Raw genomic sequence first — 26,009 nt, 5'->3', positions numbered from 1 at the left:
AATCTGATGGTAAAACTTCGTCTTCCTTTCAAGAAGAAACCCGTTAGCCCGTATACTGCCCTCAACGAACTGGATCGGAAGATCGAGAAGTATCTCGACTACGACAATGGTTTCTATGTGGAGTTGGGCGCCAATAATGGCATACGGCAATCAAACACATATTTCTTCGAGAAGAAGCGAGGGTGGAGCGGCGTCCTGATCGAGCCCTCCCCGAACAACTTTCTGGAATGCCGGAGGAACCGAAGCGAGAAAAACTCGATCTTCTGCAACGCGTGCGTCGGCTTTGACTATCCCCACAAGTACGTGGATATGAGTTACGGCAATTTGATGAGCGTTTCGACCAATGTCGACCTCGATCTGGAAAGCGTCACAGATCACCTCGAGCAATCTCGTCAGTTTCTAAAAAATCAAGAAGCAACCTTCGAGTTCGGTGCCGTGGCCAAACCGCTCAGCAGGATCCTGGAAGAAGCCAAGGCTCCCGCGTTGATGGATTTGCTGTCGCTGGATGTTGAGGGAGCCGAATACGAGGTTCTCAAGGGAGTGGACTTCGACCGCCACAATTTTAAATTCATTGTCATCGAGTGCTGGAAAACTGAGAGGATCACGAGCGCACTAGAGGCCGCGGGTTATCTGCTGGAGGATCAGCTGAGTCATCACGATTACCTCTTCAAGCTGAACAGAACGCCAACGGTGTGACAGCAGGGCGTTTTCTGCCTGCAGCCTTTTTCTGGCTCGTTGTTAAACCGATCCTAAAGCGCTAGGCCCCACATGAACGAAATAGCAAAAAGTGGCTTGATCCAAGAAGATATACACGGCGATCGAATGATGGCCGTCGTCCAACACGTGATTGCGTTGCTGTGCCTAATATCAACTGCTATAATCGTTGCCTGGCTTTGGAAATACAGCGCCTATGGCTTAGATTTTACCGATGACAGCTTTTATCTCGTATCGATGAAAAACCCATATATCTATAATTTTTCGACGACTCAATTTGGCTTCATATACCATCGGCTTTACATGTTATTTGACGGCGATATTGCATCGCTTCGTCGATTCAATGTTCTAACAACCTTGTTTCTCGCTTGGTGGTTTGTTTATTCTTTTTTGAGTTGGCTCGCGCCCGAGGCCCAAACGGGACGTCTGTCGCTATATGCGGCCACCGCCGGACTGGCGACAAGTGCCCTCATCCTCTTCGATTCCTGGCTGCCCACACCAAACTATAATGGCCTCGCGCTCCACGCGCTATTCATCACCGGCATCGGCGTTGTCTTAGCTGAAAGGTCTCATCATTTCAGAAGCTGTATTGGGTGGCTGCTGATCGGCCTAGGTGGATGGCTAGCGTTCATGGCTAAACCGTCCACCGCGTTCGCCTTGGCCATCGTGCTTTCCATCTACCTCCTCGGCTCGAAAAAAATCTCACTCCGGTTGCTATTACTATCGATCTGCACTGCCGTGGCGCTCCTTCTTATGAGCGCTTGGTTTATCGATGGATCAGTCGAGGCCTTCGCCAGACGGATACAACTTGGCATAAACTACGGCCAACACTTGAACGGCAATAATACTATAATGCAGATTTTCCGGATTGATAATTTTCGTTTTCGCGTAAAAGATCAGCTCATAGCAGCAGCAATTACGGCCATCGGGTTGGCCGGCATTTGGGGTATTATTACCGGGAAGCCGAGAGGAGCGTTTCTTGCTATAGCCATCTCCATCTGCCTCCTCTCTTTGATCGCGGCGTTGGCATCTGGTGCGATTCATGGAACGATCGGCTTGGGCGAATTCCAAGGTCTTTCAATTTTTGGCGTCATGCTTATCGCAGCGGTAGCAAGCTTTCGTTTTGGTGGGAGAGGAATACTAAAAAAGATCTCATCGGCGCAGTGGAGCATGGCTGCACTGTTTATTAGCATTCCCTATGTGTATGCGATTGGAACGAACAGAAATTACTGGGTAAACGGCTCGTGGGCCGGTATCTTCATTTTGCTCGCTTTCGTGACGCTGCTGGCTCCCATCGCACGCACGCGCCGCAATTGGGCCTTCGCCCTCCCGCTTGCGCTATGCACCCAGATGGTTGCTGCGGTTCTCTTGCAGACAGGACTGGAGCAGCCCCCAAGGCAACCTCAGCCTCTGCGGCTCAATGACACGATAACGGAAATTGGTCCCCAACGTTCACGGCTGGTCCTTTCATCAGGATTCGCGTCATATATAACCGCCTCCGTTGGCATCGCTCAGGAAAATGGGTTTCGATCAGGTACGCCGGTGATCGATCTAACCGGTCACTCGCCGGGAATTCTTTTTGCCTTAGGAGCCAAGAGCATCGGTCAACCTTGGATACTAGGTGGATGGCCAGGGACCTTTGAGTTTGCAAAGGCATCCCTTGACCAGGTGTCCTGCGATGAAGTTGCTTTAGCCTGGCTACTACTTGAATCTAACGGCCCAAATAGCATCTCGACCGGATTGATTTCCGCTTTGGGGCCGAATTTTCCTGCAGGCTATCAGAAAGTCGGCGGTTGGCAGACCGCGAAAGGAGCGGCAGGCTTCGACAGTCGCCGAGACCAAGAGCTCTATAAGCCGGTAAACCCAGATGCCGGTGGCAAAGCATGTCGAGCCTTACGAGCAGGGAGTGCCGGATGAAAAGAGTGGCTATCGTTCAGTCCAACTATATCCCGTGGAAGGGCTATTTCGACATGATCGCGGCGGTGGATGAGTTCATACTCTACGACGACATGCAGTACACGCGACGCGATTGGCGGAATCGGAATCAAATCAAGACGCCTCAAGGGGTTCAATGGCTTACGGTTCCCGTTCGGGTTAAGGGGAAATACCATCAGAAAATTCGGGAAACCGAGATCGAAGGCACCGACTGGGCGATTGCCCATTGGAAGAGCCTCGTCCAGAATTATCGCCGCACTCCCCACTTCGAAGAAATCGCTGTGTGGTTGGAGCCCCTTTACCTAAACGAGCCACCAAGCCATCTCTCGCAGCTCAACCGCCGATTCATTGAGGCAATATGCAGTTATCTGTCAATCCAAACTGCGATTTCCAATTCATGGGACTATACCTTAGTGGAAGGCAAGACAGAACGTCTGGCTGACCTCTGTGCTCAAGCGGGTGGCACAGAATACCTGTCTGGTCCCGCGGCAAAAGACTACGTAGATGAGGAAGTATTCAAAGAACGAGGAATAGCGCTTACATGGTTCGACTACGCGGGCTACCGAGAATATCCCCAGCTCTGGGGTGACTTCGCTCATGGCGTTACAATTCTTGATCTTCTCTTTAATTGCGGCAAAAACTCCCAAAATTATGTGAAATACATGAAATAAAGCTCCTCACAATGGCGGAAATGACTGGAGGCGCTGTATGAACTGCCCCCATTTCAACCGGACACTCAGCATAAGCAGGAAGGCTCAAGTGACCTTGCCCCGTTGACCTAATCATTTTGAAGTAAGCTCGGGGCCCATTGTGAAGTGCACCCCGATTTTGGGCCAGCGGGCGCTGGAATTTTCCGGGGTTAGGGCTTAGGCCGTGAACTCATAAATTCTGTAGAATCGGTCATACAACTCGGCTATTCGTAGTCCATGCTCAAGTTTGTCAAACTACAACTCGGGCCAAGGTTGGGTGGCCGAACCAAATGCGCCAGAGCCCCAGGTTTCAGTTGAGGGTACCTCAGTCAACGTCCGTTTCCGCTCGTATAGGCCCGTGCACGAACAAAAGCCGACGGGTATTCTCAGGGTGTTGAGCCTGTTTTCGAAGACCAGTCCGAAATTTGATGAGAGATGGGGCATTTTGAGATTTGTGGGTTGCAGCCGTTGGCGCTGGATAGCACCAATGATCATGAATGGTATAAGGTAGACGGCCATGGTCGCTACAGCGGTGTAGCTCCTCGTTTGGGCGAGTTCTATGAGCTAAAGGCGATAGATTCGCTTTGGATTGACAGGCCGTACGCCACGTCTGAGCATGACATGAACACGCCGATAGCCGTGGCGCACCAGTGTCTGACAGATGTCCTTGATCTTCAGCTTCAACTCGGCCTGCTCGCCGCGCCTAGACTTGTAGATATACGGCGACCGATCGATCTTCAACACCGAACATGCGCGCCGATCGAGACCTTCCAGTCCGCCTTGACCGTGTCGACAAGCTTGCGCTTGCGGGCAGGCCTCATAGCTTTTTTGACAGCACGTCCTGGAGCATGGCTTTGTCCAATGACAGGTCCGCCACGATCCGCTTCAGCTTGGCATTCTCCTCTTCGAACTGGCGAAGACGCTTCATCTCCGAGGGCATCAGGCCGGCGTATTTTTGCGCCAGTTGTAAACGTCGCGTCCGAAATTCCTGCCTTGCGGCAGATCTCGCCGATCGGCGTGCCATCCTCTACCTGCTTCAACATGAACGCGATCTGCACTTCCGAAGACTTCGAAGCCTTCATCGAATTCTCCCTCTTCTTCCCACCAGGGATCATAAGTGGAAAATTCCAGGTCCAAATGGCCTACTTTGACGGCGGCATGTCGGCAGGCCTTAACCCGACGCAGAACTAACGCGTGGCTCGTTGCCGAGTGATCAGGACTACCTATTCAGTCCTGCGGGGGTTTATTGGAAAGCCTGCCCACTGACTCGCGCCCCATGCTGGTTCAGCGACTTTGTTTCGTTGAGGCTCTGTTCGACTAGACCATCCGGTATATTTGCGACACTGGACCAGTACGTCTTCCAGCTCTCAAATGCGGCATTCAGGCACCGCGTGGTGTTCTTTTCCGAAGCAGCCCTCTCGGCGCGTTGCAGGCCAGCATCTATCTCCGCCGTCAAAGCAGCGTCCGATAACACCGATTGCTGAAGACGCCGCAGGAACTCTACTCCAAGCTCGCAATTCTCTTGGGTGATCGTAATGTTGTTTCCGGTAAACAGGTCTGGACGGTCGTTGATCACCTTCCATGTGTCAAGGAAGCAGTCGCCGGGGAACCGTCCGAACTCATCGGCCGGCAATTGCAGCACGGCGTCGGTAAATTTCTTACCCTGTTCGTCCGAGGGCTGCGGTCCCCCGGTGATATAGGTAAACGCTGCTGCATAACGGCATGGGAAGCCGGCCGCGGCCTCGGCGTATCGCGCATTCAAGATTGGCGGAAATCCCTTCTGCCTGATGGCCTCATCCAATCCAGACTGCACAAACGCGAAGTCTTTGAGCGTTCCATCGCGCAGGTTCAAACGATATCGGCAGAGAGGCCAGGTTTGGAACTCCAAGGCGGAATAGGATCGCAGATCCTTTGCAGATGGCCATGAAGTAATTCGGAACTCGAGCACGACATCTTGCTCCGGAATTTCGCCGGCCGCCGTCCGGGAGATTGTGGCGTATGTCGGGAGGGTTGCTTTCGCCATCTCTCGATCGCATCCAAAGTTCATCCTCGACATTCGCCGCATGTGGCTCGTCAGGAAATAGTTTTCCTGGTCGCTATAGTTGAAGGGGACGCCATCAACATCCTCCTCAACGAGGGGAAACGGTGACGTCAGGTCAGCGCCATCGGGGTAAAAATACATGGTGCTGCCGAACCGGAAGACTGCCAGATCCTGGGAGTTGAAAACGTTGATCTTGTGGATACCGAACGCCATAGCCGATGATCCGAAGATGCTCTTTGACATGCCGGCGATCGGCCGCGCATCGGGGTCTGTCGTGCCGATCGGGAGCCTTACAAGAAAGGCTATCGCAAGGACAAGAAGCGTCACGATCGTTCCGGCGAAGAAAGGCGAAGACACTTTCCCCTTGGCGAGATCATGGGGGGAGATCGAAGCTGGCCTGATATAACGGTCTGGGATGTTCGAATGGGCGAATAGCAGGGACCAGAAGGCCAGCTCATACCAACCGAGATACTGGAGGGGAAGGACGATCGCGCTGATCAGAAAGAACAATAGGCCCCAGATGATCGTGAACATCCGGACCCATCGGCCCATGAAAATTCCCGGAAGCGTCAGCACGTACCAAGCGAACATTCCGGCAATGGTGAACTTTCCGAGCGCGACAAAGCCCCAGGGGAATACGTTATAGAAGCTCCACATATGGCTGAAAAGGTCGGGGTTTGCCGCCGGCGACAGCATGACCCAAGAGATGATCAGCCCGGACATCCATGCTTCATCGGTCGTGTGCCATGCAACCGAGTACAGGCAGACGCAGAAATAGGCGAACAGGCCGCACAGTTTGGCGACGAGGATGCGATCCTCACTGGCGGGACCGGTCAAGGCGCGGAGTTTTCGGATCAGCTGCCCGATCCACCGTTTATTCACCAAAACTGCATCGATGGACAATGTCAGCCCGCCAGGCGCTAAGAGAACGATCATCAGGCAGATCGACATCACCATGGTCCCAAGCGTCGATGCGCCCAGGTAGTTGTCGAAGATGATATTGGATGTCGACATCAAGACGAAAACGGAGGCGGGCGTTAAGAAACCAACCGTCACACATGCCGCCACAAGCGTCGCGCCGGCTGCCAAAGCCGTCGCAGTGAGGTTGGTGCCCGACATCGCCATCATCAGCATCTCACCATATCGGACTGTCGCCAAGGCCCCGACGATGATTCGGAATAGGTCGATGCGTCTGAGATCGGCAGTCAAGCCGTGCTCCGACAGCGCCCGCCGGCGCCTGGAGAACTCAGCTATTCGATGGGTGATGCCGTCTGCTTGTCGAAGAATTGGCCCGGCATTGAACGCGGCGATAGATGCCAAAAAAACGAGAACAAACACCAAGTACTCGTAAAGCGGGTTACCATCACTGAATGCGTAGACCATTTCGATATCTCATTTCGATCGCGAGGCGTTGCGGCCCAGATTGGGCGACGGCGACTGCGCTGTAGTCGTTCCTGGTATACTTGACTTTGTGGCGGCGGCTGTGAACGTCAAGACAAACACGGCGACTGGAAGCCATGCTTGGTCCCACGTGGTCAACGCAGGGCGTCTTCTCACACTCGCGGCAGGTGAACTTCTCCCCCGCACCGTCTGGATGACCTTCCACTGACGTGGGACGACCTTAAGGGTCTGGTAATCTCCTCGCCAAGCTTCGACAGTTTGGCCGATCCACAGCAGGCGCAATTCGTGGGACCTGCGTGACGGACGCTTGCGCTCGAAGGCTTTGAGCGGCCCAGACGGCGTGGTGCAGGCATGAACGGTGCAACAATCCCATTCGCAGCCTGTACCATCGCCTGCGTACCGGCTCGTCCGACGGACATAATTCCGCCGGCTAGTTTCAGTCCAGCCATTGTGATCTCCATCTATTCTTCGCAGAGTCATAAGCCGCCGAAATCACTTGGCCTTGGGCAATCTCTGAACTGCCCCAGACGCTCGCGCTGGTAAGTGCCATCTTGTACGCGACGGCACCAGTCGAGGTTGTTGAGATACCACTGCACGGTTTTCCGGATGCCGGTTTCGAAAGTCTCTACCGGTCGCCAGCCGAGCTCGCGCTGAATTTTGCTGGCGTCGATCGCGTAGCGACGGTCGTGCCCTGGCCGATCTCCCACATGGGTGATGAGGGCGCGATATTCCTTAACGGCGCGCCCAGAAGCCAGCGGAGCGAGTTCCTGCAGAACGTCGCAGAGGATTTGAACCACCTCGATATTTCGCTTTTCGTTGTGGCCACCAATATTGTAGGTCGCTCCGACCTGGCCTTCGCTGACCACCTTGTAAAGGGCACGCGCGTGGTCCTCAACGTAGAGCCAGTCTCGTATTTGATCGCCAGCGCCGTAGACGGGCAAAGGTTTGCACTCCAATGCGTTGAGGATTACCAGGGGAATCAGCTTCTCCGGGAAATGATAAGGGCCATAATTGTTGGAGCAGTTGGTCACCAGCACCGGCAGGCCATATGTTCGCATCCAGCCGCGAACCAGATGATCGGAACTAGCCTTGCTCGCCGAGTATGGGCTGCTTGGGGCATAACCAGTGTTTTCGGTAAAGAGGTGGCGGTGGGCATCCACGGTATCGGCCGGATGAGGCAGGTCGCCGTAAACTTCATCGGTCGAGATGTGATGGAACCGGAAGGCCTGCCGACGCCGTGCATCCAGTCCCTGCCAATAAGCTCGAGCAACCTCGAGCAAGGTATAGGTGCCAATGATGTTGGTCTCGATAAAGGCCGCAGGGCCATCGATGGACCGATCAACGTGGCTTTCTGCCGCAAGGTGCATGACGGCGTCGGGATGGTGCTGAGCGAATACCCGTTCCAATTCGACGCGATTGCAGATATCGACCTGCTCGAACGCGTAGCGGTCGGAGTTATCAACCTCGCGCAGATTTTCGCGATTCCCGGCGTAGGTCAGCTTATCGACATTGACGACCAGGTCGCCGGTATTCTGGATGATGTGGCGGATAACCGCCGAACCGATAAAGCCGGCTCCGCCGGTGACCAGAATTTTCATTCCGGTCGACGTTGTTGATCGGTCAGCCGATGGCATTATTCAAAACCTTGACGACCTGTTCCTGCTGCTCGGCGGTCAGGTCAACCCACAGCGGCAAACGCACCAGCCTCTCCGACTGCATCGTGGTCACCTCCAAGCCGCCCTGCGTGCGGCCATACCGTTTCCCGGCTGGCGACGAATGCAGGGGCACATAATGGAACACCGAGAAAATCTCGTTCCTCTTCAACTCGTTGAGCACGTTTTGACGATCGATTTCCGGCGACAGCAACACGTAGTACATGTGGGCATTGTGCTGGCAATCAGCCGGCACGATGGGCCGGCGAAGCAATCCTCTATCCTCCAGCGGCTCAAGAAGCGTGTGGTAACGTTGCCAAATGCCCAAGCGGTGACTGGTGATGCGCTCGGCTTCTTCAAGCTGGGCGCACAGGAAAGCAGCAATCAACTCGCCCGGCAGGAACGAAGAGCCCACCTCCTGCCAGGTGTATTTATCGACCTCGCCTCGAAAAAAGCGACCACGGTCCGTGCCTTTTTCACGGATGATTTCGGCGCGCACCGCCAGAGCGGGGTCGTTCACCAGCAGGGCTCCGCCTTCCCCTGAAATTACATTCTTGGTTTCGTGAAAGCTGTAAGCCCCGAGATCGCCAATGCTGCCGAGCGCCCGGCCTTTATAAGCTGCCATCACGCCCTGTGCCGCATCCTCCACGACCTTAAGACCATGTCGTTTGGCAATGCCCATGATGGCGTCCATCTCGCAAGCCACACCCGCATAATGAACCGGAGCGATGGCGCGAGTGCGCGAGGTGATGGCCGCCTCGATGAGACGCTCGTCGACATTCAAAGTGTCTTCCCGGATATCGATGAACACTGGAACGCCGCCGCGCAGCACGAACGCGTTGGCTGTCGAAACGAACGTGTACGAAGGCATGATGATCTCGTCACCGGGCTCGATGTCGAGAAGCAAAGCCGCCATTTCCAACGCGGCGGTGCACGAGTGGGTCAGCAGCGGTTTTGCGCATCCACTCTGATTTTTCAGCCACTCATGGCAGCGCTTGGTAAAAGGCCCGTCACCGGCGAGCATGTTGCCGAACTTGGCTTCCGCGATATAGAATAGCTCTTTACCGGTCATGAACGGCCGGTTGAACTGAATTTTCTTACTCACCACCTATCCCCTGAAGCCTGTGCCACTCGTCGGCAACGCCGCGCAGATAATCGCTGTATTCGCATGCCGGCATGCGCTCAATCAATTTTTCGAACTGGGCGATGCTGAGGAACTCTCTCACCAGGGCCGCCTCCTCCGGACAACCGATTTTCACGCCTTGCCGTCGCTCAATCGCCTCGATGTAGGAAGAAGCTTCGTGGAGCGCGGTACTGGTGCCGGCGTCAAGCCAGGCAAAACCGCGGCTCAGTCGCCGCACCTGCAGCTTGCCAAGCCTCAGGTATTCCAGATTGATGTCCGTAATCTCCAATTCGCCCCGAACAGACGGCTTTACGGCCTTTGCGATGTCCAGCACGCTATTATCGTAGAGATACACGCCAGGGACGGCATAGTTGCTTTTAGGATGTCGAGGCTTCTCTTCAATGGAGATCGCCTTTCCGTTCTGGTCGAATTCCACCACGCCGTAGCGCTCGGGGTCCTTGACGTGGTAGGCGAAAATGGTTGCACCATCCGTGAAACTGGAGACCGCCCGAGGGAAATCGTCGCCGCCCGAAAAAATATTGTCGCCCAGCATCAGGATCACATCATCGGAGCCGACGAAATCTGCCGCGATCAAAAACGCCTGTGCTATCCCTTCCGGTCTCGGCTGCGCTCGATACTGGATTGCCACTCCCCATTGATCACCGTGTCCAAGCAAATTCTGATAGCGAGGCAGGTCGTGCGGCGTCGCAATGAGGCAGAATTCCTTCACGCCTGACGCAATCAGAACGGTCAGGGGGTAATAAATCATAGGCTTGTCGAAAACAGCCTGTAGCTGTTTACTGGAAACCTGCGTCAGAGGATACAGGCGCGAACCCGCGCCGCCAGCAAGAACAATCGCTTTCACTCGTGTCTCCCCCCACAGAATGCGACCACATCATACTCGCTATCATTGTCAAAATAGCAATGCACGAGCTGGGCGATCTCACGAGCCGCATAAACGACGAGCTTCAGCATCATAGCTGCTTCCTCACGATGATCGTAAACTCGTATAGCTCATAGTCATGCAACAACGCCACCTGTCGGGAATAACGGCGCTTGCAAAGATCAAATAGATCCAGCGGATTGGCATAATATAGATCGCTCCGCATCCGGTCTGCGTCTGAATAGGACGTCAAACAATTGAAGGAAAACCCCTTTCGGCTCGTCGCGTTCATCATGTCCAGCGCTTCAATCAAATACCCAAGCCACTCCTCGTCGGCTCGCCCGAGCCGCACATTGAAAATCCCCGACGCTACGGAATAATCAACGACCTCGCCTGGCGACTTGCCCAACCTGAATGTGACATCCGGTGATGCGGCGAAGCGCGAACGCGCTGCTTCAATCATCGGCAGAGCGATATCAACGCCCACGTAACGGGTAGCGTGGCCTAGCTGCGCAAGGTGGTCCAGCAATGCACCGTAGCCACATCCTATATCGGCGATGGAATAAGGTTGCGAGGCGTCGACCACCTTAAGTAATTGATTGAACCGCATGAACTGGCCGGCTTGGCTGTTCCAATCCACGCCTGCTGCGGTCTGGCCATGTTCGGCGATCCTTCCGGCGTAATAATTCGCCACATCCTTCAGGATGTCATCCCTCGCTTCAGCCAAAACGTGTCTCCTCCCATTTGCATCGTGTGCGGAGGGCGCATCTGAAGGAGCCTCCGCCCCCATAAGTTGTTATAGGTATAGTATGCAAAATGATCGCTTAGTCCTGTGAATGACGTCGAGAATAAATTTCTTGAACAATCGTTCGAGGCCGATCCTTCACCTCCTCCAATATCTGCTTCACGTAAAGGCCCATCAATCCGGTAAAGACAGCATTCAGACTGAAGAAGAATACGACGACTGCCATAAGTGATGACCATCCGTCTTGAATTGGACCAGTCATCGCATGGAAAACCACAAAGGCGCCGTAAACAATACCCAGGAAAGCCATTATCAGACTAAAGCACAGCATTAACATCAAGGGCTTTGCGGAGAACGTCGTTATAGCAAGAGCAGTTAGAGCGACCCGTCGCCCCAACGAGTAGGTCGTATCCGAAGTGCTGGCTTTGACAAAAGTGAAGGATGCCTGAGGATAACCAGCAAGAATGCTCAGTGGAACGAAAACCGGGTTCTTGTCGCGGAAATTAAGCAGGGTGGCCACATAACGGCGGGTCATCAATCGCATTGTCGATACGTTTTCGGGTATGCGGACTTCGCTCAATACAGAGAAAAGCCAATAGAATATACGTCCGGATATCCGCTCGAGCCGGCCGCCTTTCCGGCTTTCCTGCAGTCCGTAGACGCAGTCGACTGCTTTTTCCCGCAAAACACACGACATTTCCGAAAGCAATTCTGGTGGTTCCTCGAGATCGCTGTCAATCAGGAATATCAGATCACCCTGAGCATGTTCCAACCCCACCAACATCGCTCTATGATGGCCGAAGTTTCTGCTGAGGCACACCAGCGATATCCGAGGGTCGAGCTCGACCCATCTTCGAACGATGCTCACCGAGCCGTCCGGACTACCATCATCGACAATCACAATTTCGATGTCATCCGACACCGCCTCTCCCGCAGCCAAGGCGCGTTGGATGAACTCCTCGATCGTGCCCATGGACCGGTATAAGGTGGTGACGATAGAAAGTTTGCGGGTCATGGGAATCATGCAACTTTCGGTGACCGCGACTTGAGCCAATCGATCACCGAAGGAAATTCCTCCAGCCCATAGCCAAGTATTTTCTTCTGCCGGTCTGTAAAATCTGGAGGTTCCCACAACACAGAAGGAACGTGGAACTGCTGACGCAGCGTCGGAATCGTGAAGACGTGATTGATGGCGCGCCGATTTTCATCGGTCCTATTTGTGCTGCCAGCGTGGTAAACCATGCAGTTCAAGACGATGACCGTTCCCCGCTTGACGGTAACGCGGGTTTCGAACCGGCGAACAACTTCGTCAAGGGGAAACGCTTCGCGATGATGAGTTCTCCGGATCACGCGCGTGGCACCATTTTCGATAGTAAAGTAAAGTCGTCCAACGCAAAGAGTGCGTTGATGGCGAGCGGGCGCGAGCTCGTGAAATGTTGATACGGCAAATCTCTGTGGTACTGCGCTTGATGATATTTGCTAAGGTTACCGCGGTTTATCAGGCAGTTCACCTGGTTCAGAACGAAGTAGTTGGCGAGGAGCCGCGACAGCAACTGATAAAGTGGCGGGTGAAAAACGACTCTCCAGAAATTCGGGCAGACTATTGGAAGAAGGCGGATTGTATCGCGCTCATTAATCTCCCTTAGCTCATAACCTTGGGTTGACACCTCGATTTCGTACTGTACTTCTGATCTATTGAACAATTGCGAGAGTTCATCGAACTGAGCGCCGGTCAATCCGGAATTTAGCGTTGTGTAACCTAGTGACCTGACCTCCTCCGCGAGGACGTCATAGATATCGTTTGCTTCGGTTGTCGCAATAACTCCGTAGCGAGCAATTTCTGTCATGGCATCGCATCCTGCCTTGCAATTTCCAAAGAATGAAAAATCGGGACATCTTCCGATCTAAAACGATCTCGAACAAGGGGCCAACTTCGCTCATGCACAGCTGCGATGAGGGGCATTTTTGGAAAGCTCAGGAAATCTTTGGTTGATATCACAGGCTTACTATAGAAATTGGTCTCTACCGGCTGATCCCTTACAAAAAATTCGGCGTTTTCGATGACGGAGGGGCTATAGGCGTGAAGAAGATCCGAATACTCACCCGTGCCGAAGATACCATACTTCCAGCCTTTGAGCACCCTATCAGCCGCATCTTGCATTCTGCTCCAGGTATTCACATATTCTGCGCGCTGTTGAGAAAGAAACCCGAAGGCGCGGCTCTGGTTGTCAAGGGCGCCGCCGCCCGACCGCAAAAGGTGAATCCGAAAGCCCTGCAGGCCGCCCGTCAAAGGAGAGTTCGCAATCATCCGGAGGTTTACACCAGCTACAATCATAGCCAACGAAGCGGACGTAAAGTTGGATAGATGATCGTAAAAGAGTAATTCCGATCCTGCTATCTCTCCATCGGGACATACGACTATGATATTTCCCGTATTATCAATGACTCGTCGGCATGCTTGGAGAAAACCGTGGGGATTACGCGTGTGCTCAATGACGTTGACGGAGAGGCAAAGATTATAACTGTGGGCGCTCTCCTCGAACTGCTCGGCAAAGCCCTCGTGGATGGAAATCCGACCTCCCGCTATCGAGCGCGCATACGCGGCTACTCTGGAACTAGGCTCCACTCCAGTGGCGACTTGGGCGCCAAGACGGTTGGTCAGATCATTGAGTAACGTACCGCTACCGCATCCAAATTCGATGATTTTGGAAAAGTTGCCTCCCTTGCCCAGATGATGCGTCAAGAAAGCTTCTATCTGTCGACCATATTCGGCGGAGCGCGCAGCCTCCGCCACCGCGTCTCGTAAGCCGATCGAGTAATCGGCGCTATAGATCTCTTTTATTTGCTCTTCTGAAAAATTCTGGGCGTGGAAGCCATGGCCGCAGTCGTTACAAGAACCCCGCCTAAGGGGATTTGAGATAACCTTGCCATCACTAACCATCGAACGAGATGCATGGGGAACAGGTAAATCCCGACAATCTACCGACCCGCATGCGGGGCACTTAAAAATATATTCCTTCAAGCGAAGTTCCCCGCAAATGCTCGCCAGCAGACCGCCATAACGCAATTCCGTCACCCCACGCAAGCCTTAACGGGCAAGCGTGGCTCCAGTGAGGAGAGGTTATGATAACTCTACTGCCAGGATGGCGCGCGTTGCTCCCGCTGTCATCAAGGCACAGGCAGAATACCGGCCGTTCGTAAACCACCCGGGACCAGGTCTGAGGCCCCCTCTCTGCAAGTGCCGTGAGGGCGCGAGTGCGACCCTGTGGTAATATTCGGATCCTCCACCTGGGCACGTATTCCTTTTTAAGGACCATGAGGGCCACGGTTACATGCCGGTAGATCCTGTGTTTGCTATAGCAGGGAACGGTCCTGTTGACGGCGGAAACCATCTGGAGAAAGTATATAACTGTACCGGCAAAAGTCGACGCATGGAGACGTGTTGGCCTATTCCCACTCCTGCTTCGTCACATAAGACGTTGTTGAGAAGGATTGAGGATGGATACCCGATGCCTGCATATCGCTCGAGCGTCGGAACCACATCATCGCCTCGGCAGTTGAAGCGAGCATCAACAGCAGGCGAGAAGCGGGAGAAGGTATCGGCGACTGTCAGCGCCCGAATTTTGCGGCCTTTGGCCAACTGCGGCCTTTGGCCAACTGGTCGTCAACGAAGTCCATGGCCCAGACATGGTTGGAATGAGTCGCTTTCGTACCGTCGGCCCCAGCTTCGCCTTCACAACGCTTGGGAACCTTGTTGCGGAGTTGGAGGTCCATCTCCCCGTAAAGGCGATTTCAACTCGGCCGCGGGTGACGCGACTGAAGATCTCAAACTACCGCTCCGTTGACGTTCCTGCCCGCTGCCCCCACGACAAGGAGCGCAGGTCGAAGTGGAACGACTCCGGCGTACAACCTTAACGCTCCCGGATAAGGGGCCTGTTCAACCGCCGCGCCATCTCGGGATGACGCATTGCCTGAGGGGACAGAAGCCCTGAACTTAGTCTTGCTTGGGCCTTTGAGCGATTTGCTTTGCAGACGTCAACCTATTTACGCCTGATGTTATGGCGACGTTTGAAGTCGGGCTAAGCCGAAGCCCGTCCTCCCGTAACCATCTCCATTATAAAGCATGTACCTGTTCCCCTTCAAATCGAATACGCACGGATAGGTTATTTCGGTGCGTTCCCAGGGATCTGGTTGCCCTTCCATTTTTACGCGGTCGTCCATACGCTGCCAGCTCTTCCCTCCGTTGACGGAGACTGCATGGCCGAGACAGTAGTTCGGATTGCGGCGTGCATACCACATAGAAAGGATACCATTCGCTTCCTGCAGCACACTTGGGCGAGAAACCGCGAACTCGGAAGGATCTAACTGGCCCGCTAGAGGCAGAACCACGCCAGGCATCTGCTCCCACTCGACACCGTCCAGCGACCGCGCTTGCTTGATGACATGATTCATCTCCAAGCCGCTGCCGCCCCAAAAAAGGTGGCTTCCAAACCACATTCTGTATTCGCCGGCCATTTCCATGACCCAGGGATATCCGAGCGTGAATGGATTTTCTCGACTTCTGCCGACGACCGGAGCGGGGTTCAATCGTTCCAGCGTGCCGTCCTCAAGCATTTCAGCCAAGCCGATGAAGTTGGTGAAGGGAACATGCACTCCAATCGTCCAGCCCAGATAGTAGGCAAACAGACGTTCACCGCGCCGAATGAGGGATGTGACGGTTACACCATCGGCATCAAATGCGCCGCGCGGGCCTGGCCGAAAAAGCGGTCCCCGGATTTCGCCTGTTTCGAACCGGTCCCCGTCAATGAAGATGTCGACGCGGGCAAGGGACGATTTGTTGTCTGCATCGCGGACCGAGTAGAAAATGCTGACGCTTTCGTCAGCTCCGACCAGGACGGTTGGATAGCTTGCATGGCTCACCCACCAGTCCGAGCCACCCCCGGGTTCGACGACACGACCAAGTCGACGCCAAACCTGTTTCGATTCGTTCCCCATTACCATCAAATATTGCGCAGCCTGGTGGATGGAACCTTCCGCTTCTCAATCGTAGCCGTCGGCGCATAAACGCCCTCCGCGTCCGTGCTCTGCTGCACCAGGCAACCGGCGCCCAGCAGTGTAAAAGGCGCGATATCGATATGGTCCACGACCGTCGTGTTCACACCGATGAAGCTGTTACGACCCACTTTGACGCCACCGGAGATCACTACATGCGACGAGATGAAGACATTATCTTCTATAACGGAATGGTGCCCAATATGGTTACCGCTCCAGAGCGTCACATTGTTTCCAATCCGGCAGAAGGGTTGCAACGTATTGTCTTCGAAAATCAGGCAGTTCTCCCCGATCCTGTCGGTCATCACGGTCGCACGCGGGCTCACATAGCTCGTCAGATTATATCCGGCAGAGCGCATGGCCTCGACCTTCTGCGCGCGCAACACGTTCATTTTGTTGTACGACAGGGCGACGAACGCATCATAATCGGCGGACGGGAATCGGGCGGTAACCTCTTCGAACGCGACAAGGGGCTTGCCGAACGCGGTATCGCTCTTGACGTAATCGCCGTCGACCGTGAAGGCGGCAACCGTGCGGCCGATCGTCTTATGAAAGAGGTAGTCGACAACCTCAGCGATGTCGCCGGCACCAAAAACAATAACAGGCTTCATAGGTAGTTCGTCCTCACCACTATCGCTAGCTGTATTACCCCGCCGACGACCCGTCAACTCTCCATTCCCCGTCGCGTAACACCCTGCCGCTAGCAAGATCAGAATTACCCTTCGCCTAAGCGGACGAAGAGTTGATTGCCAAAGTCACGCTTTGCTGCGTTCACCCAGGCGTCCGTAATCTTGACGTCAGCCAACCAGTTTTGGCTTGGCGCGATTTATTCTCTGGTGGTAGAGGTTGCTGTATAAGAAATCGGAGGGCTCACCCATGAATGAAACGTCACCCATTCCGCGGTATGGCGTCCGCGAGCAGGTTCGGTCCGAATCTGCAATCGACAAAGCTTGCGAGTCGCTGAGACTGCTAGGATATGCGGTCGTTGCCAGTGGCTATGATGCAGAGCAGATGGCACGATTTTCGCTCGCCTTCGACAATGCCAGAGAAAAACTCTTCGCAAAATACGGTCGCGACGAGCTCGCCGCAATCGATGAGCACAACACTATCCGCGTCCTAATGCAGATGAATCCACTCTTCCTTGAGCTGGCCATGAACAAGAACATCCTCGACATATGCCGGCGCCTGATCGGCGGAACGGTGATGCTGAACCAGCAGAACGGTGTTATCAATCCGCCGCTGGGAGAACGTTACAATCAGGGCGCCTACCACCGCGATCTACCACATCAACATTTTACGTCGACGCGGCCGCTGGCGATCAACGCTCTGTTCTGCGTTGACCAATTCACGACCGAGAACGGTGCAACCTTTGTGGTGCCCGCTTCGCACAAGCAGGAGGAATTCCCCTCCGATCTCAGCGTCGGTGATTTGCAAATTCAGGTGACGGCACCGGCCGGTTCGTTCATCGTGCTCGATTGCATGCTTTATCACGCTGGCGGCGTCAACCGCACTGAAAAGCCGCGCCGCGCCGTGAACCATGTTTATACGATACCGCTCATCAAGCAGCAGATATCGTTGCCGACGGCACTCGGTGACGACTTCATTCACGACGCCGCGGCGCGCACCTTGCTAGGCTACAATTTTCAGGTACCCGACAGCGTCGAGGGTTATTACGCCACCCGAAAGAAATAGCTGCTGATCAAATGGGCTTCGGTGTTCTGCGCCGAAGCCTTCACCTGAAAGCAAGCCTGAGATTCAGTGTTGCCGGGTTTCACGTCTGCGGCGGATCGGATTTGTCGATCATGTATAGTGGACGTTCTTTGACGGTATCAAAGATCCGCGCGATGTAGAGACCCATACCGCCGATGCAGGTCAGGATGATGCTGCCCATTATCAGGTTGACGGTCATCAGTGCGGTAAAGCCTTGCGGGGGATTTCCCACGAAGGCCATGACGATGAAGACGATGCCGAGCCCAGCGCTGAAGACGGCGCATGCCAAGCCGAGCCACAAAATCCACATTAGAGGCGCAGTGGACTGGAAGAAGAACCCCCGGATAGAGTGTTTCAGCAACGTCTTAAGGGTGTAGCTAGATTTCCCAATCTGTCGTGAATGGCGCTCGTAGATCAGCGATACGGAATCGAACCCGAGCCAGCGCAGGATGAAGAGATAATGACGCTCATGTTCTTTAAAGCGGAGATAGGCATCGATCACTTGACGCGAAATCAGGCTGAATGATCCATGGCTCGGATCGGCTCCAGAGCCGGCGACCTTGTTCATCAGCCAGAAATATATTCGGTTGGCAAGGCGCCGGCCTGTGGGATCGCCCATCTGCCGGCTGGCATAAACAATATCAAAGCCCTTTCGAGCGGCATCGAGAAGATTGGGAATGAATTCGGGCGGATCCTGAAGATCGCAATCCATGATGACCGCATAATCTCCGTTGCATTCTGCCAATCCCGCGGTGATAGCAATCTGCTGGCCGAAATTGCGCGACATGCGGATTACCCGAACGCGTCCGTCGCGCGCCGCAATCTTTGAGAGCACGGGCCATTGATCCTGAGGTCCGCGGTCGTCAACGAACACGATTTCATGGCTGTCGACCAGCCGTTCGAGCACGCTTGTCAGGCGTTCGTGAAGGGGGACAAGAGTGCCGGTGCAGCCAAAGCACGGCACCACCACACTTATCTGGGGTCTCGATCTGCTTTGGCCTGAATCGCCTGCCATGTATAAACTCCTGAAAAAGGCACGTCCCTGGATTCGCTGCCTAGTCGGATTAATATTCCGTCACTAGCAAACTTTCCCTGTGCTCTGCAAATCCCTCAAACGAAATAAGCGACAGTTGTTTCCCGTCCTTGAAAGACAGATTTAATAAGACCGATTTCAAGGTTTTTTGATCACGACGTTTGCTGTAAGGAAGTCGCGCGGTGGCAATAATCCATGTCTATTTTCTCAAATCCGACCTCTGTCTGCCCCCCAGATGAGATATTTACCGGAGAAGCGGCGCGACATGCACTCACAGTTTATCGAGGAAAGAGATCAGAACGATAGGGCCGCATCAGAAGCAACTGTCTACAGCGCTTCAGGCTGGCTGTTCGACGTCGCATTCGCCAGCCTGCTCCCGGCGCTATTTCTGCTTTTTGCGCCGATACAGCGTTTCATGCCGGCCGGATGGGTCGATCCTGGGATCTATTTCGGTCTCTCCATGGATTATTTTGACATAGTCAAAACATATGGCTGGGACTATCATTCGCTGCGTGTATCGTTCGTGTTGCCGAATGTGCTCGCAAACATGCTCATGCCGCCGATACCGGCACGGTTGATCGTCGTTCTCGCTTTCTACCTGGTTGGCCTTTTTGCGCTCTATGACGGCATCCGCATTCTTTGGGGGCGTATGCCTGCCGTCGTCACGACGTCTTTCCTTGCCTATAGTCCTGTCTATCTGCTGGCCAATACGGCCGGCTACGTCGATGGCGCTTATCTCGCCTATGTGCTCTGCCTTTTCGCCGCGCTTGGGCACTGGAGTGTGAGTCGCCAAACGTTCTGGCTGGTTGTCGCCGGCATCTTCGCAATGCTCGCTATCCTCGCCCATACGCTTGCGGTTACCGCGGTGGGGCTTGTCATTCTTTTCTTCCTGATCCTGCGATGGGAAGACATTATTCGTCGGCCGTTTCGTTTTGTGCTGGGCGGGTTGGCCGGCAGTCTTCTGACCTGGCTGTTTTTTGTGGTAGCGCTCCATAAAATCCATTTCGGCATCAGCGCATTTTCTGCGCTGAGTTGGATCGTAAACGCCTCTCTTACCGGGTTCGGCGCCAACTATCGTCATCGACTAATGGACTGGTTGCCAGTTACGACGCGTCATGCGCCCGGCATTGTCGTCTCCCTGACACTGATTCTCCTTCTGCTAGCTCGGCGCTCGGCGGGGTTCCGACGCATCGAAGTCGCGGCGGCCGTCGTCGCGTTCGCCGGCGCAGCCTTGTTTCCGGCCTATGATCTCGGCCTCAAGGGCGTCATGATGCAGACCATCTTTTATGCCGGATTGGCAGTACCGGCATTGGTAATCGGCACTGCTTCCATGAGCGCAATTCTTCTGCCGCAGGCGGGCAATCTGCGCCCTTTGCTTGCGGTTCTCATTGCCCTGTTTTTCATCGTGACGAGCTGGTTCGCACCGGCAATTTTCGTTTCCTTGTCGACATCGGGACTCAATGTTGACCTATTCGTGCTCACTGCCTGCGGCATGATCATCGGTCTGGTTTTGTTGACGCCGTTGCAAAAGGCTCAATCCGTCAGGACCGCGGCACTGGTGGCGATCGTGATTATTTGCGGCCTGTCGCTGGCAATGAATAGAGACAGCAGGCAGCTCTATAAGACGGCCGGGACTATTGACAACTTGGAGTACTTTCGAGCCGCCGCCTTCGTTCGCGACCTGCTCAAGTCAGGCGTGCCGACGGGACGGACACCGCTTTTCTGGTTTCAGCGAGACGAATTTGCTGCCCGTGATGGGCGCAACAGAGAGCTTGCGCGCACCCTGCGCTTCGGCGACTCGGAATTCGTGCTGACGCTCTACGATACGCTTGCATCGCTTCGGTTGTGGCATCGTTCGCTACTCCTACCGGAATTGAAGCCGGATCAATCCCTGGAATCAGCGCCCTTCCTGATGAACGCCTCTGTGACCGTCGTCTTCATCGACCAGGACAAAGCCAAACTGCAAGCGGCAATCGACTCGCTGCGCAATGCCGGCGTTAGCTGCAACGTCGCCGACAGATCCACCTTTCACAGCCAATCGTTCGACATCAACGTGACGTTGATTGAGCTGCACGGACCAGGGGACCGTACCCCGGCAAGCTGCGGATGAGGGCCGGCGCGGATGGAAGGGGTGCCGGTCGCGCACCCATGAGCCGGTGCACCTGTCCGTGGCCAGCATCAAGTTCCGGAGCGAAAAGAGGGATACAATGCAGGACGGGCACAGCAAAATTGCAGCTTGCACAAATATAGCCGGCGCCGAGGGCTTCCCTTGTTAAATCGGATGACTTGCTCGGCAGCTTGGACAGATACGATGCGGCGTTTTCTGTTCTGATCTCGCCTCCAGCATGCAGTGTTTTCGATTCGTTGATTGCTCTGAGTTCGTATCCGACAGCTTGGGCAAAGTGACCGATGCGTGCGAGGACATGAGCCTCCAGGCTACGGAGGATCGACGGCGACACATACCGGGCTTTCGAAGCCTTGCTGTAGGTGGCAATCGAGAAAGATCCGCGTGTCAAAGGTCCTTGCTCTCGTGAGGTTTTAACCCACTCCGAATGCAACGGATCGCCCCCCTTATGCGTTGCGGGGCATCGGCTCGCGTTGTGCGGGTTATCGGAACGGCATGCTGATGCGGCTCGGCGGAATTCTTGATCGCTGGAACGACCAATCCCTCGCCCGGCAGTTTCTGCTCGCGGGTGGGCTGGTCGCTTTCGCGGCGATGCTTTTGGTCGGCGCCTATGTGACGAGCGTGATCGAGGCGACGGTCACCCGCAACTCCGCCGCGTCCACGGCCCTTTATGTCGACAGTATCATCGCCCCGCTGCTTCCCGACATGAAGACCAACCAGACGCTTGATGACGTCACCACGCGCGCGCTCGACGAGACCTTCGGCCAGGGTGCTCTCGGGGGGCAGGTCATATCCTTCAAACTCTGGCGCCGCGACGGCACGGTCCTTTATGCGACCGACAAAAGCATGATCGGGCAGAAATATGGGCCGAGCGACAATCTCAGAACCGCATTTTCCGGACAGATGGTGGCACGGTTCGGGCCTGCCGAAGACCCCGAAAGCAATTTTGAGCGGTCGACCGGCATGCCGCTTCTCGAAATCTACAATCCGATCCTGCAGCCCTGGTCGGGAGAGGTCGTCGCGGTCTCGGAGTTCTACGAGGTCGCGGGCGATTTCCAGCGCAGCCTCTATCAAGCCCAGCTTCGAAGCTGGGGGGCGGTCGCCGGCGTCACGCTCGCATTCTTCCTGATCCTCTCGGCGATCGTTTTCCGCGGCAGCCGGACGATCGACCACCAGCGACAGGCGCTGACGCAGCGGGTGGCGGAACTGTCCGATCTGCTGTCGCAGAACGAGGCTCTTCACGCGCGGGCGCAGCGGGCCTCGCGGCGCGCCACTGCCCTTAACGAGAGTTATCTGCGCCGGCTCGGCGCCGACCTGCATGACGGGCCAGCCCAACTCGTGGCCTATGCCGCGCTTCGGGTGGACAGCCGGCTCCTGACCGATCCTGCGACGTCGCCGACCGCGCGCGAAGAGGAGGTCACCACCATCAAGGCCCGGCTCGACGAGGCGATGGACGAGATTCGCAGCATCTGCAGCGGTCTTGTCCTGCCGCAGATCGAGGCCGCCGAACTGCCCGACGTACTGCGGCGGGCCGTCAATGCCCATCGGCAGCGGACCGGCGTCGATGTTGCGCTCAAGACGTCGAGCCGATCGAGGCCGCTTTCGCCTTCGGCCAAGATCTGCATCTATCGTTTCGTCCAGGAAGCGCTCAACAACGGCTTCCGGCATGGCGGCGGCCTGGATCAGAGCGTTCGCCAGAGCTTTGACAACGGCAATGTCGTCGTTGAAGTCGGCGATCGTGGGCCGGGTTTCGATCCCCAGCGCATACGCCCGGAAGGTCTCGGGCTGGCAGGTTTGAGAGAGCGCATCGAAAGCCTCGGCGGCACATTTGCAATCACCTCATCGAAAGACGGCACCACGGTCAGGATGTCGCTGAACACGCATGAAATGGAGCAGGCTTGATGGCAGGAATAAAGATAGCGGTTGTCGACGATCATCCGTTGTTCCGGGAGGGAGTGACGCGCAGCTTGGGGGAGATCGAGGATTTCGAAATGGTCGGCGAAGGCGGTTCCCGGGAGGACGCATTGCGCATCGTGCGGGAATTGTGCCCGGACGTGATGCTGATGGATATTTCGATGCCCGGCAACGGCCTCGAGGCCATAACCGAAGCGCTCGATTTTTGCCCTGACCTCAAGATCGTCATGCTGACCGTTTCGGAGGCGAGCGAAGACATCGCCGCCGCCCTGAAACTGGGCGCCAAAGGCTATGTTCTCAAGGGCGTCGGTTCGAGAGGCCTGGCAGACGTGGTCAGAACGGTGGCGTCCGGCGAGAGCTATGTTTCGCCCAGCCTCTCGGCGCGGTTGATTGCCGGCCTATCCGCTCCCACCGAGGTCCAGGCAAAGCCCGACCTCTTGTCGGAACTGACGGACCGCGAACAGGAGGTGCTGAGCCTCGTTGCATCCGGGCTCAGCAACAAGCGGGTGGCGCGGCAGCTCGATCTTCACGAGAAGACCGTCAAGCATCACATGACCCGCATCCTCTCGAAGCTGAAGGTGACCAACCGGACGGAGGCGGCACTCGCCCTTCGTGATGCGACCGACCAGCGGTCAACGGCCGAACGATCGCAGTCTTGACGCATCCGAGGGGGTTGCGGTCCGATTGACGATGGTGCGGGATTGCGAATCCCGCATCTCGTAACGCCCTTGAGAGATTCGTTCCGTCGCGCCGTTGTGATGTCTGACTGTTATCGACGTTCCGCGAACATCGACCTCGACGCCGGCTTTCGAGGGAGCCGCCGGGACCGAAGGTGCCGGGGCTGCGGGCTGGGCTGGGGACGCGGCGGCCTTGCCGGGATTTGCAACTTCGCCTGCCGGAGCCGATCCCGCTCCGGGACCAGGACCGGCTCCCGAGCCGGTACTGCCGCTGCCGGTATCGGTTCCACCGGCGTTACCGTTGCCGTTACCGCCGCTATTGCCGTTGCTGGAACCATTGCCGGAACTGCCGCCATTATCGCTGCCATTCCCGCTGGAGCTGCCGCCGCCGTTTCCGCTGCCACCATCACCATTGCCGTCCTTAGCGGCAACGGTCGACAGAGCGATACGCGGCAGGCCGTCCGCGCCGGCGACAACCTTCCACGGCAGCACCGCTGCAATGACTGCGGTGAGCGCTCCGCTCAGGACAAGCATTCTACGCGTCGGCATCTCTCGCTCCTGGGCTAGCCATCTCCTGCGTGAGGCATTTTCGAACTGTTTTGCAAGGTCTAAACCGGACGCCCCCCTGATGGTTCCGCGCCCTGTCGCCGGTCAAAGAGCCCGCCGACCCGTAAACACGGCGGTCGGCGGGCAAGGTTCTGCGCTGAAAAGGACCGATGATCGCGCAGGAACCGGGGTCTGCATCCGTCAGACGGCAAGCGCGCTTCCAAAGTGGCGGTGAAGATAAAAAGCCCTGCGACGGGGATCAATAGCCATCTGGCCTGGGAAACGCTGCTGTCGATGACGGAACCTCCTGAAAAACCTCCAGGATCAACGGCACCTTAACAGCGCAATTCCTCGATTTCATCCCCCCTTGGACCTTTAGCCTGCCCCATCAGACCAAAGGCCCAAAAAGGGTCGGCCTGAAGTCCGGCCGCGTCAGACTGAAGCCCAAAACCCGGAACGAGCCGTGGCAGCCGCAGTTCGAGGTGTGAGTGCGGCCCATCAGCGGGCTCGCCGGTGAACCAGAAAATGGAGGAAACATCATGAAACTCTCGATGAAACAGACGCTCGCGATTGCGGTTCTCGCCGGATCGACCCTTTCGGTAGCGCCGGCAATCGCTCAAACCCAGGATAATCAGACCGGACAGGACGGCAGCAATCAAGTCTTGCCCCGCAAGGTCAAGCCAGGCTCGGACAATTCGTCCGGCGCCAAACAGGCTCAGCCGCAGCAGAATATGGGCGCGGCGACACAACAGCCACAGGGCTCGGCCGGCGGCAATGACAAAACGAGCGCCCAGGCCCAAAGCGGCGACCAGCAGCGCCTGAAGCCCCTGAAGCCCAAGAACGGTGACAACGCTGCTCAGGGAAAATCGACCGATTCCCTGAAGGCACAAACGGGCGATGCACAGCCAGGCGCCAAGGACAATACGGCGCAGCAGAAGCCTGCCGGCCAGAACGACAGTTCGACGACCGCCAATTCCGGTTCAGGCTCGGGAACTGATGCGCGCAAACCGGCAACCGATGACACTGCCCGACAGAACAATGGTGTGCAGCAGCCGGGTTCGAACCAGGCCACCACCAATAAACCTTCCAACGAGACCACGGGCAGCATCAATATCTCGGCCGAACAGAAGACCGAGGTGCGCAACATTCTCGTCCAGAACAAGGTCGAGCCCGCCGATGTCAATTTCGACGTCAATGTCGGCGTCGCCGTTCCGACGACCGTGAGACTGCATCCGTTGCCGCCGCGCATCGTCGAGATCGTGCCCGCCTATCGCGGTTACGAATACTTCGTCCTGGCGGATGGGCGGATCATCATCGTCGATCCCTCGACCCACGAGGTTGTTTACATCCTGGTCGGCTGAGCGCTGAACACAGGAGAAAACCATGAGTGACCGAGAACCGATAGTGATCCGTACGAGCGGCAGCGGCGGCTGGGCCGTTGCCGTCATCCTGCTGGTGGCCGTCATCGCAGGTGGGTTCTTCCTCTTCGAAGCTGGTTATCTCGGAAACCATGACGTCGATATCGGCGTCACCCTGCCGAAGATCGAGCCGCCTGCACCAGTCACGCGATAGACGGCCTCGATCCCGTTCGAAGGGCGCGGCGCAAATCACCCGCCCGCTCACAACATGTAGAAGGAGACTATCATGAAGACCCAGATCATCGTTCTTTCCGCCGTGGCCCTTGGCGCCCTCGCACCTGCTGCTTCCGCCCAGCAAGGCACCGTCAACGGAGCCGCAGGCGGCGCCGTCACCGGCGCGATTATCGGCGG

The 26,009-nt window shown here is 55.9% G+C and carries 22 protein-coding genes and 2 pseudogenes; 9 read left to right on the top strand and 15 right to left on the bottom strand.

The features are described from left to right. Window positions 1–6: 6 nt before the first annotated feature. The 3 genes from MOV63_RS22450 (at window position 7) to MOV63_RS22440 (ending at window position 3,320) form a co-directional block, all read left to right on the top strand. A complete protein-coding gene (locus tag MOV63_RS22450) occupies window positions 7–696 on the top strand; it encodes an FkbM family methyltransferase (protein ID WP_247036986.1) in 690 nt (229 codons plus the stop codon). Window positions 697–768: 72 nt separating this feature from the next. Next, on the top strand, window positions 769–2,631 hold the full coding sequence (locus MOV63_RS22445) for a hypothetical protein (protein ID WP_247036984.1): 1,863 nt from the start codon (window positions 769–771) through the stop codon (window positions 2,629–2,631). Next, window positions 2,628–3,320: a WbqC family protein gene (locus tag MOV63_RS22440; RefSeq protein WP_247036977.1), complete on the top strand. Its 693-nt coding sequence runs from the start codon at window positions 2,628–2,630 to the stop codon at window positions 3,318–3,320. The genes MOV63_RS22445 and MOV63_RS22440 overlap by 4 nt, the downstream gene beginning before the upstream one ends. 588 nt (window positions 3,321–3,908) lie before the next feature. On the opposite strand, the pseudogene MOV63_RS22435 reads toward MOV63_RS22440, so the two are convergent. From MOV63_RS22435 to MOV63_RS22365, 13 genes and pseudogenes are all read right to left on the bottom strand, one after another. After that, window positions 3,909–4,420, bottom strand: a pseudogene (locus tag MOV63_RS22435) (transposase); the annotation flags it as partial. 161 nt (window positions 4,421–4,581) lie between these two features. Continuing rightward, complete coding sequence (locus MOV63_RS22430; protein WP_247036975.1) at window positions 4,582–6,762, bottom strand: hypothetical protein; 2,181 nt, start codon at window positions 6,760–6,762, stop codon at window positions 4,582–4,584. Window positions 6,763–6,901: 139 nt separating this feature from the next. Continuing rightward, window positions 6,902–7,130, bottom strand: a pseudogene (locus tag MOV63_RS33070) (IS66 family transposase zinc-finger binding domain-containing protein); the annotation flags it as partial. A gap of 126 nt (window positions 7,131–7,256) precedes the next feature. Then, entirely contained in the window at window positions 7,257–8,378 is a 1,122-nt protein-coding gene (rfbB, locus tag MOV63_RS22415) for a dTDP-glucose 4,6-dehydratase (RefSeq protein ID WP_247036973.1), read from the bottom strand. A 22-nt stretch (window positions 8,379–8,400) separates the two neighbouring features. Further along, on the bottom strand, window positions 8,401–9,537 hold the full coding sequence (gene rffA, locus MOV63_RS22410) for a dTDP-4-amino-4,6-dideoxygalactose transaminase (RefSeq protein ID WP_247036971.1): 1,137 nt from the start codon (window positions 9,535–9,537) through the stop codon (window positions 8,401–8,403). After that, complete coding sequence (rfbA, locus tag MOV63_RS22405; RefSeq protein ID WP_247036969.1) at window positions 9,530–10,420, bottom strand: glucose-1-phosphate thymidylyltransferase RfbA; 891 nt, start codon at window positions 10,418–10,420, stop codon at window positions 9,530–9,532. The genes rffA and rfbA overlap by 8 nt, the downstream gene beginning before the upstream one ends. Window positions 10,421–10,529: 109 nt before the next feature. Then, window positions 10,530–11,165, bottom strand: coding sequence for a class I SAM-dependent methyltransferase (locus MOV63_RS22400; protein WP_247036966.1), 636 nt, complete (start codon window positions 11,163–11,165; stop codon window positions 10,530–10,532). A 97-nt stretch (window positions 11,166–11,262) separates the two neighbouring features. Then, window positions 11,263–12,198, bottom strand: a complete 936-nt coding sequence (locus tag MOV63_RS22395) for a glycosyltransferase family 2 protein (protein ID WP_247036964.1) — start codon at window positions 12,196–12,198, stop codon at window positions 11,263–11,265. A 5-nt stretch (window positions 12,199–12,203) separates the two neighbouring features. Continuing rightward, a complete protein-coding gene (locus MOV63_RS22390) occupies window positions 12,204–12,533 on the bottom strand; it encodes a phytanoyl-CoA dioxygenase family protein (protein ID WP_247036962.1) in 330 nt (109 codons plus the stop codon). Further along, window positions 12,530–13,030: a phytanoyl-CoA dioxygenase family protein gene (locus MOV63_RS22385; RefSeq protein ID WP_247036960.1), complete on the bottom strand. Its 501-nt coding sequence runs from the start codon at window positions 13,028–13,030 to the stop codon at window positions 12,530–12,532. The genes MOV63_RS22390 and MOV63_RS22385 overlap by 4 nt, the downstream gene beginning before the upstream one ends. Continuing rightward, window positions 13,027–14,259: a bifunctional 2-polyprenyl-6-hydroxyphenol methylase/3-demethylubiquinol 3-O-methyltransferase UbiG gene (locus MOV63_RS22380; RefSeq protein WP_247036958.1), complete on the bottom strand. Its 1,233-nt coding sequence runs from the start codon at window positions 14,257–14,259 to the stop codon at window positions 13,027–13,029. Before MOV63_RS22380 ends, MOV63_RS22385 begins: the two co-directional genes overlap by 4 nt. 980 nt (window positions 14,260–15,239) lie before the next feature. Continuing rightward, on the bottom strand, window positions 15,240–16,103 hold the full coding sequence (locus MOV63_RS22370) for a hypothetical protein (protein WP_247036956.1): 864 nt from the start codon (window positions 16,101–16,103) through the stop codon (window positions 15,240–15,242). An 80-nt stretch (window positions 16,104–16,183) separates the two neighbouring features. Next, window positions 16,184–16,846, bottom strand: coding sequence for an acetyltransferase (locus MOV63_RS22365; RefSeq protein WP_247036954.1), 663 nt, complete (start codon window positions 16,844–16,846; stop codon window positions 16,184–16,186). A 265-nt stretch (window positions 16,847–17,111) separates the two neighbouring features. Here MOV63_RS22365 and MOV63_RS22360 point away from each other — a divergent pair, with 265 nt between their 5' ends. Continuing rightward, the gene (locus MOV63_RS22360) at window positions 17,112–17,927 is read left to right on the top strand and encodes a phytanoyl-CoA dioxygenase family protein (protein ID WP_247036952.1); all 816 of its coding nucleotides are present in this window, start codon (window positions 17,112–17,114) and stop codon (window positions 17,925–17,927) included. Window positions 17,928–18,006: 79 nt separating this feature from the next. On the opposite strand, the gene MOV63_RS22355 is transcribed toward MOV63_RS22360, so the two are convergent. Further along, window positions 18,007–18,960, bottom strand: coding sequence for a glycosyltransferase family 2 protein (locus MOV63_RS22355; RefSeq protein WP_247036950.1), 954 nt, complete (start codon window positions 18,958–18,960; stop codon window positions 18,007–18,009). Window positions 18,961–19,243: 283 nt separating this feature from the next. On the opposite strand from MOV63_RS22355, the gene MOV63_RS22350 reads away from it, so the two are divergent. The 3 genes from MOV63_RS22350 (at window position 19,244) to MOV63_RS22340 (ending at window position 23,676) form a co-directional block, all read left to right on the top strand. Then, a complete protein-coding gene (locus MOV63_RS22350) occupies window positions 19,244–21,088 on the top strand; it encodes a glycosyltransferase family 39 protein (RefSeq protein WP_247036948.1) in 1,845 nt (614 codons plus the stop codon). 516 nt (window positions 21,089–21,604) lie between these two features. Further along, complete coding sequence (locus MOV63_RS22345) at window positions 21,605–23,005, top strand: sensor histidine kinase (RefSeq protein ID WP_247037016.1); 1,401 nt, start codon at window positions 21,605–21,607, stop codon at window positions 23,003–23,005. Beyond that, window positions 23,002–23,676 (top strand): response regulator transcription factor, encoded by a 675-nt coding sequence (locus tag MOV63_RS22340; protein WP_157885292.1) that lies wholly within the window; start codon window positions 23,002–23,004, stop codon window positions 23,674–23,676. The genes MOV63_RS22345 and MOV63_RS22340 overlap by 4 nt, the downstream gene beginning before the upstream one ends. Here MOV63_RS22340 and MOV63_RS22335 read toward each other — a convergent pair. Then, window positions 23,650–24,243: a hypothetical protein gene (locus tag MOV63_RS22335; RefSeq protein WP_247036946.1), complete on the bottom strand. Its 594-nt coding sequence runs from the start codon at window positions 24,241–24,243 to the stop codon at window positions 23,650–23,652. The two genes, MOV63_RS22340 and MOV63_RS22335, sit on opposite strands and share 27 nt — an antisense overlap. A gap of 536 nt (window positions 24,244–24,779) precedes the next feature. Here MOV63_RS22335 and MOV63_RS22330 point away from each other — a divergent pair. Both MOV63_RS22330 and MOV63_RS22325 read left to right on the top strand, forming a co-directional pair. After that, window positions 24,780–25,601, top strand: coding sequence for a DUF1236 domain-containing protein (locus MOV63_RS22330; RefSeq protein WP_247036944.1), 822 nt, complete (start codon window positions 24,780–24,782; stop codon window positions 25,599–25,601). Between the two features lie 22 nt (window positions 25,602–25,623). Continuing rightward, on the top strand, window positions 25,624–25,812 hold the full coding sequence (locus MOV63_RS22325) for a hypothetical protein (protein ID WP_040124522.1): 189 nt from the start codon (window positions 25,624–25,626) through the stop codon (window positions 25,810–25,812). Window positions 25,813–26,009: the final 197 nt, after the last annotated feature.

Origin of the sequence: Neorhizobium sp. SHOUNA12A (assembly GCF_023006505.1) — a bacterium.
Classification (GTDB): domain Bacteria; phylum Pseudomonadota; class Alphaproteobacteria; order Rhizobiales; family Rhizobiaceae; genus Neorhizobium.
Note: the sequence above shows the minus strand (reverse complement) of the source record. Positions and strands in the feature narration are given on the sequence as shown.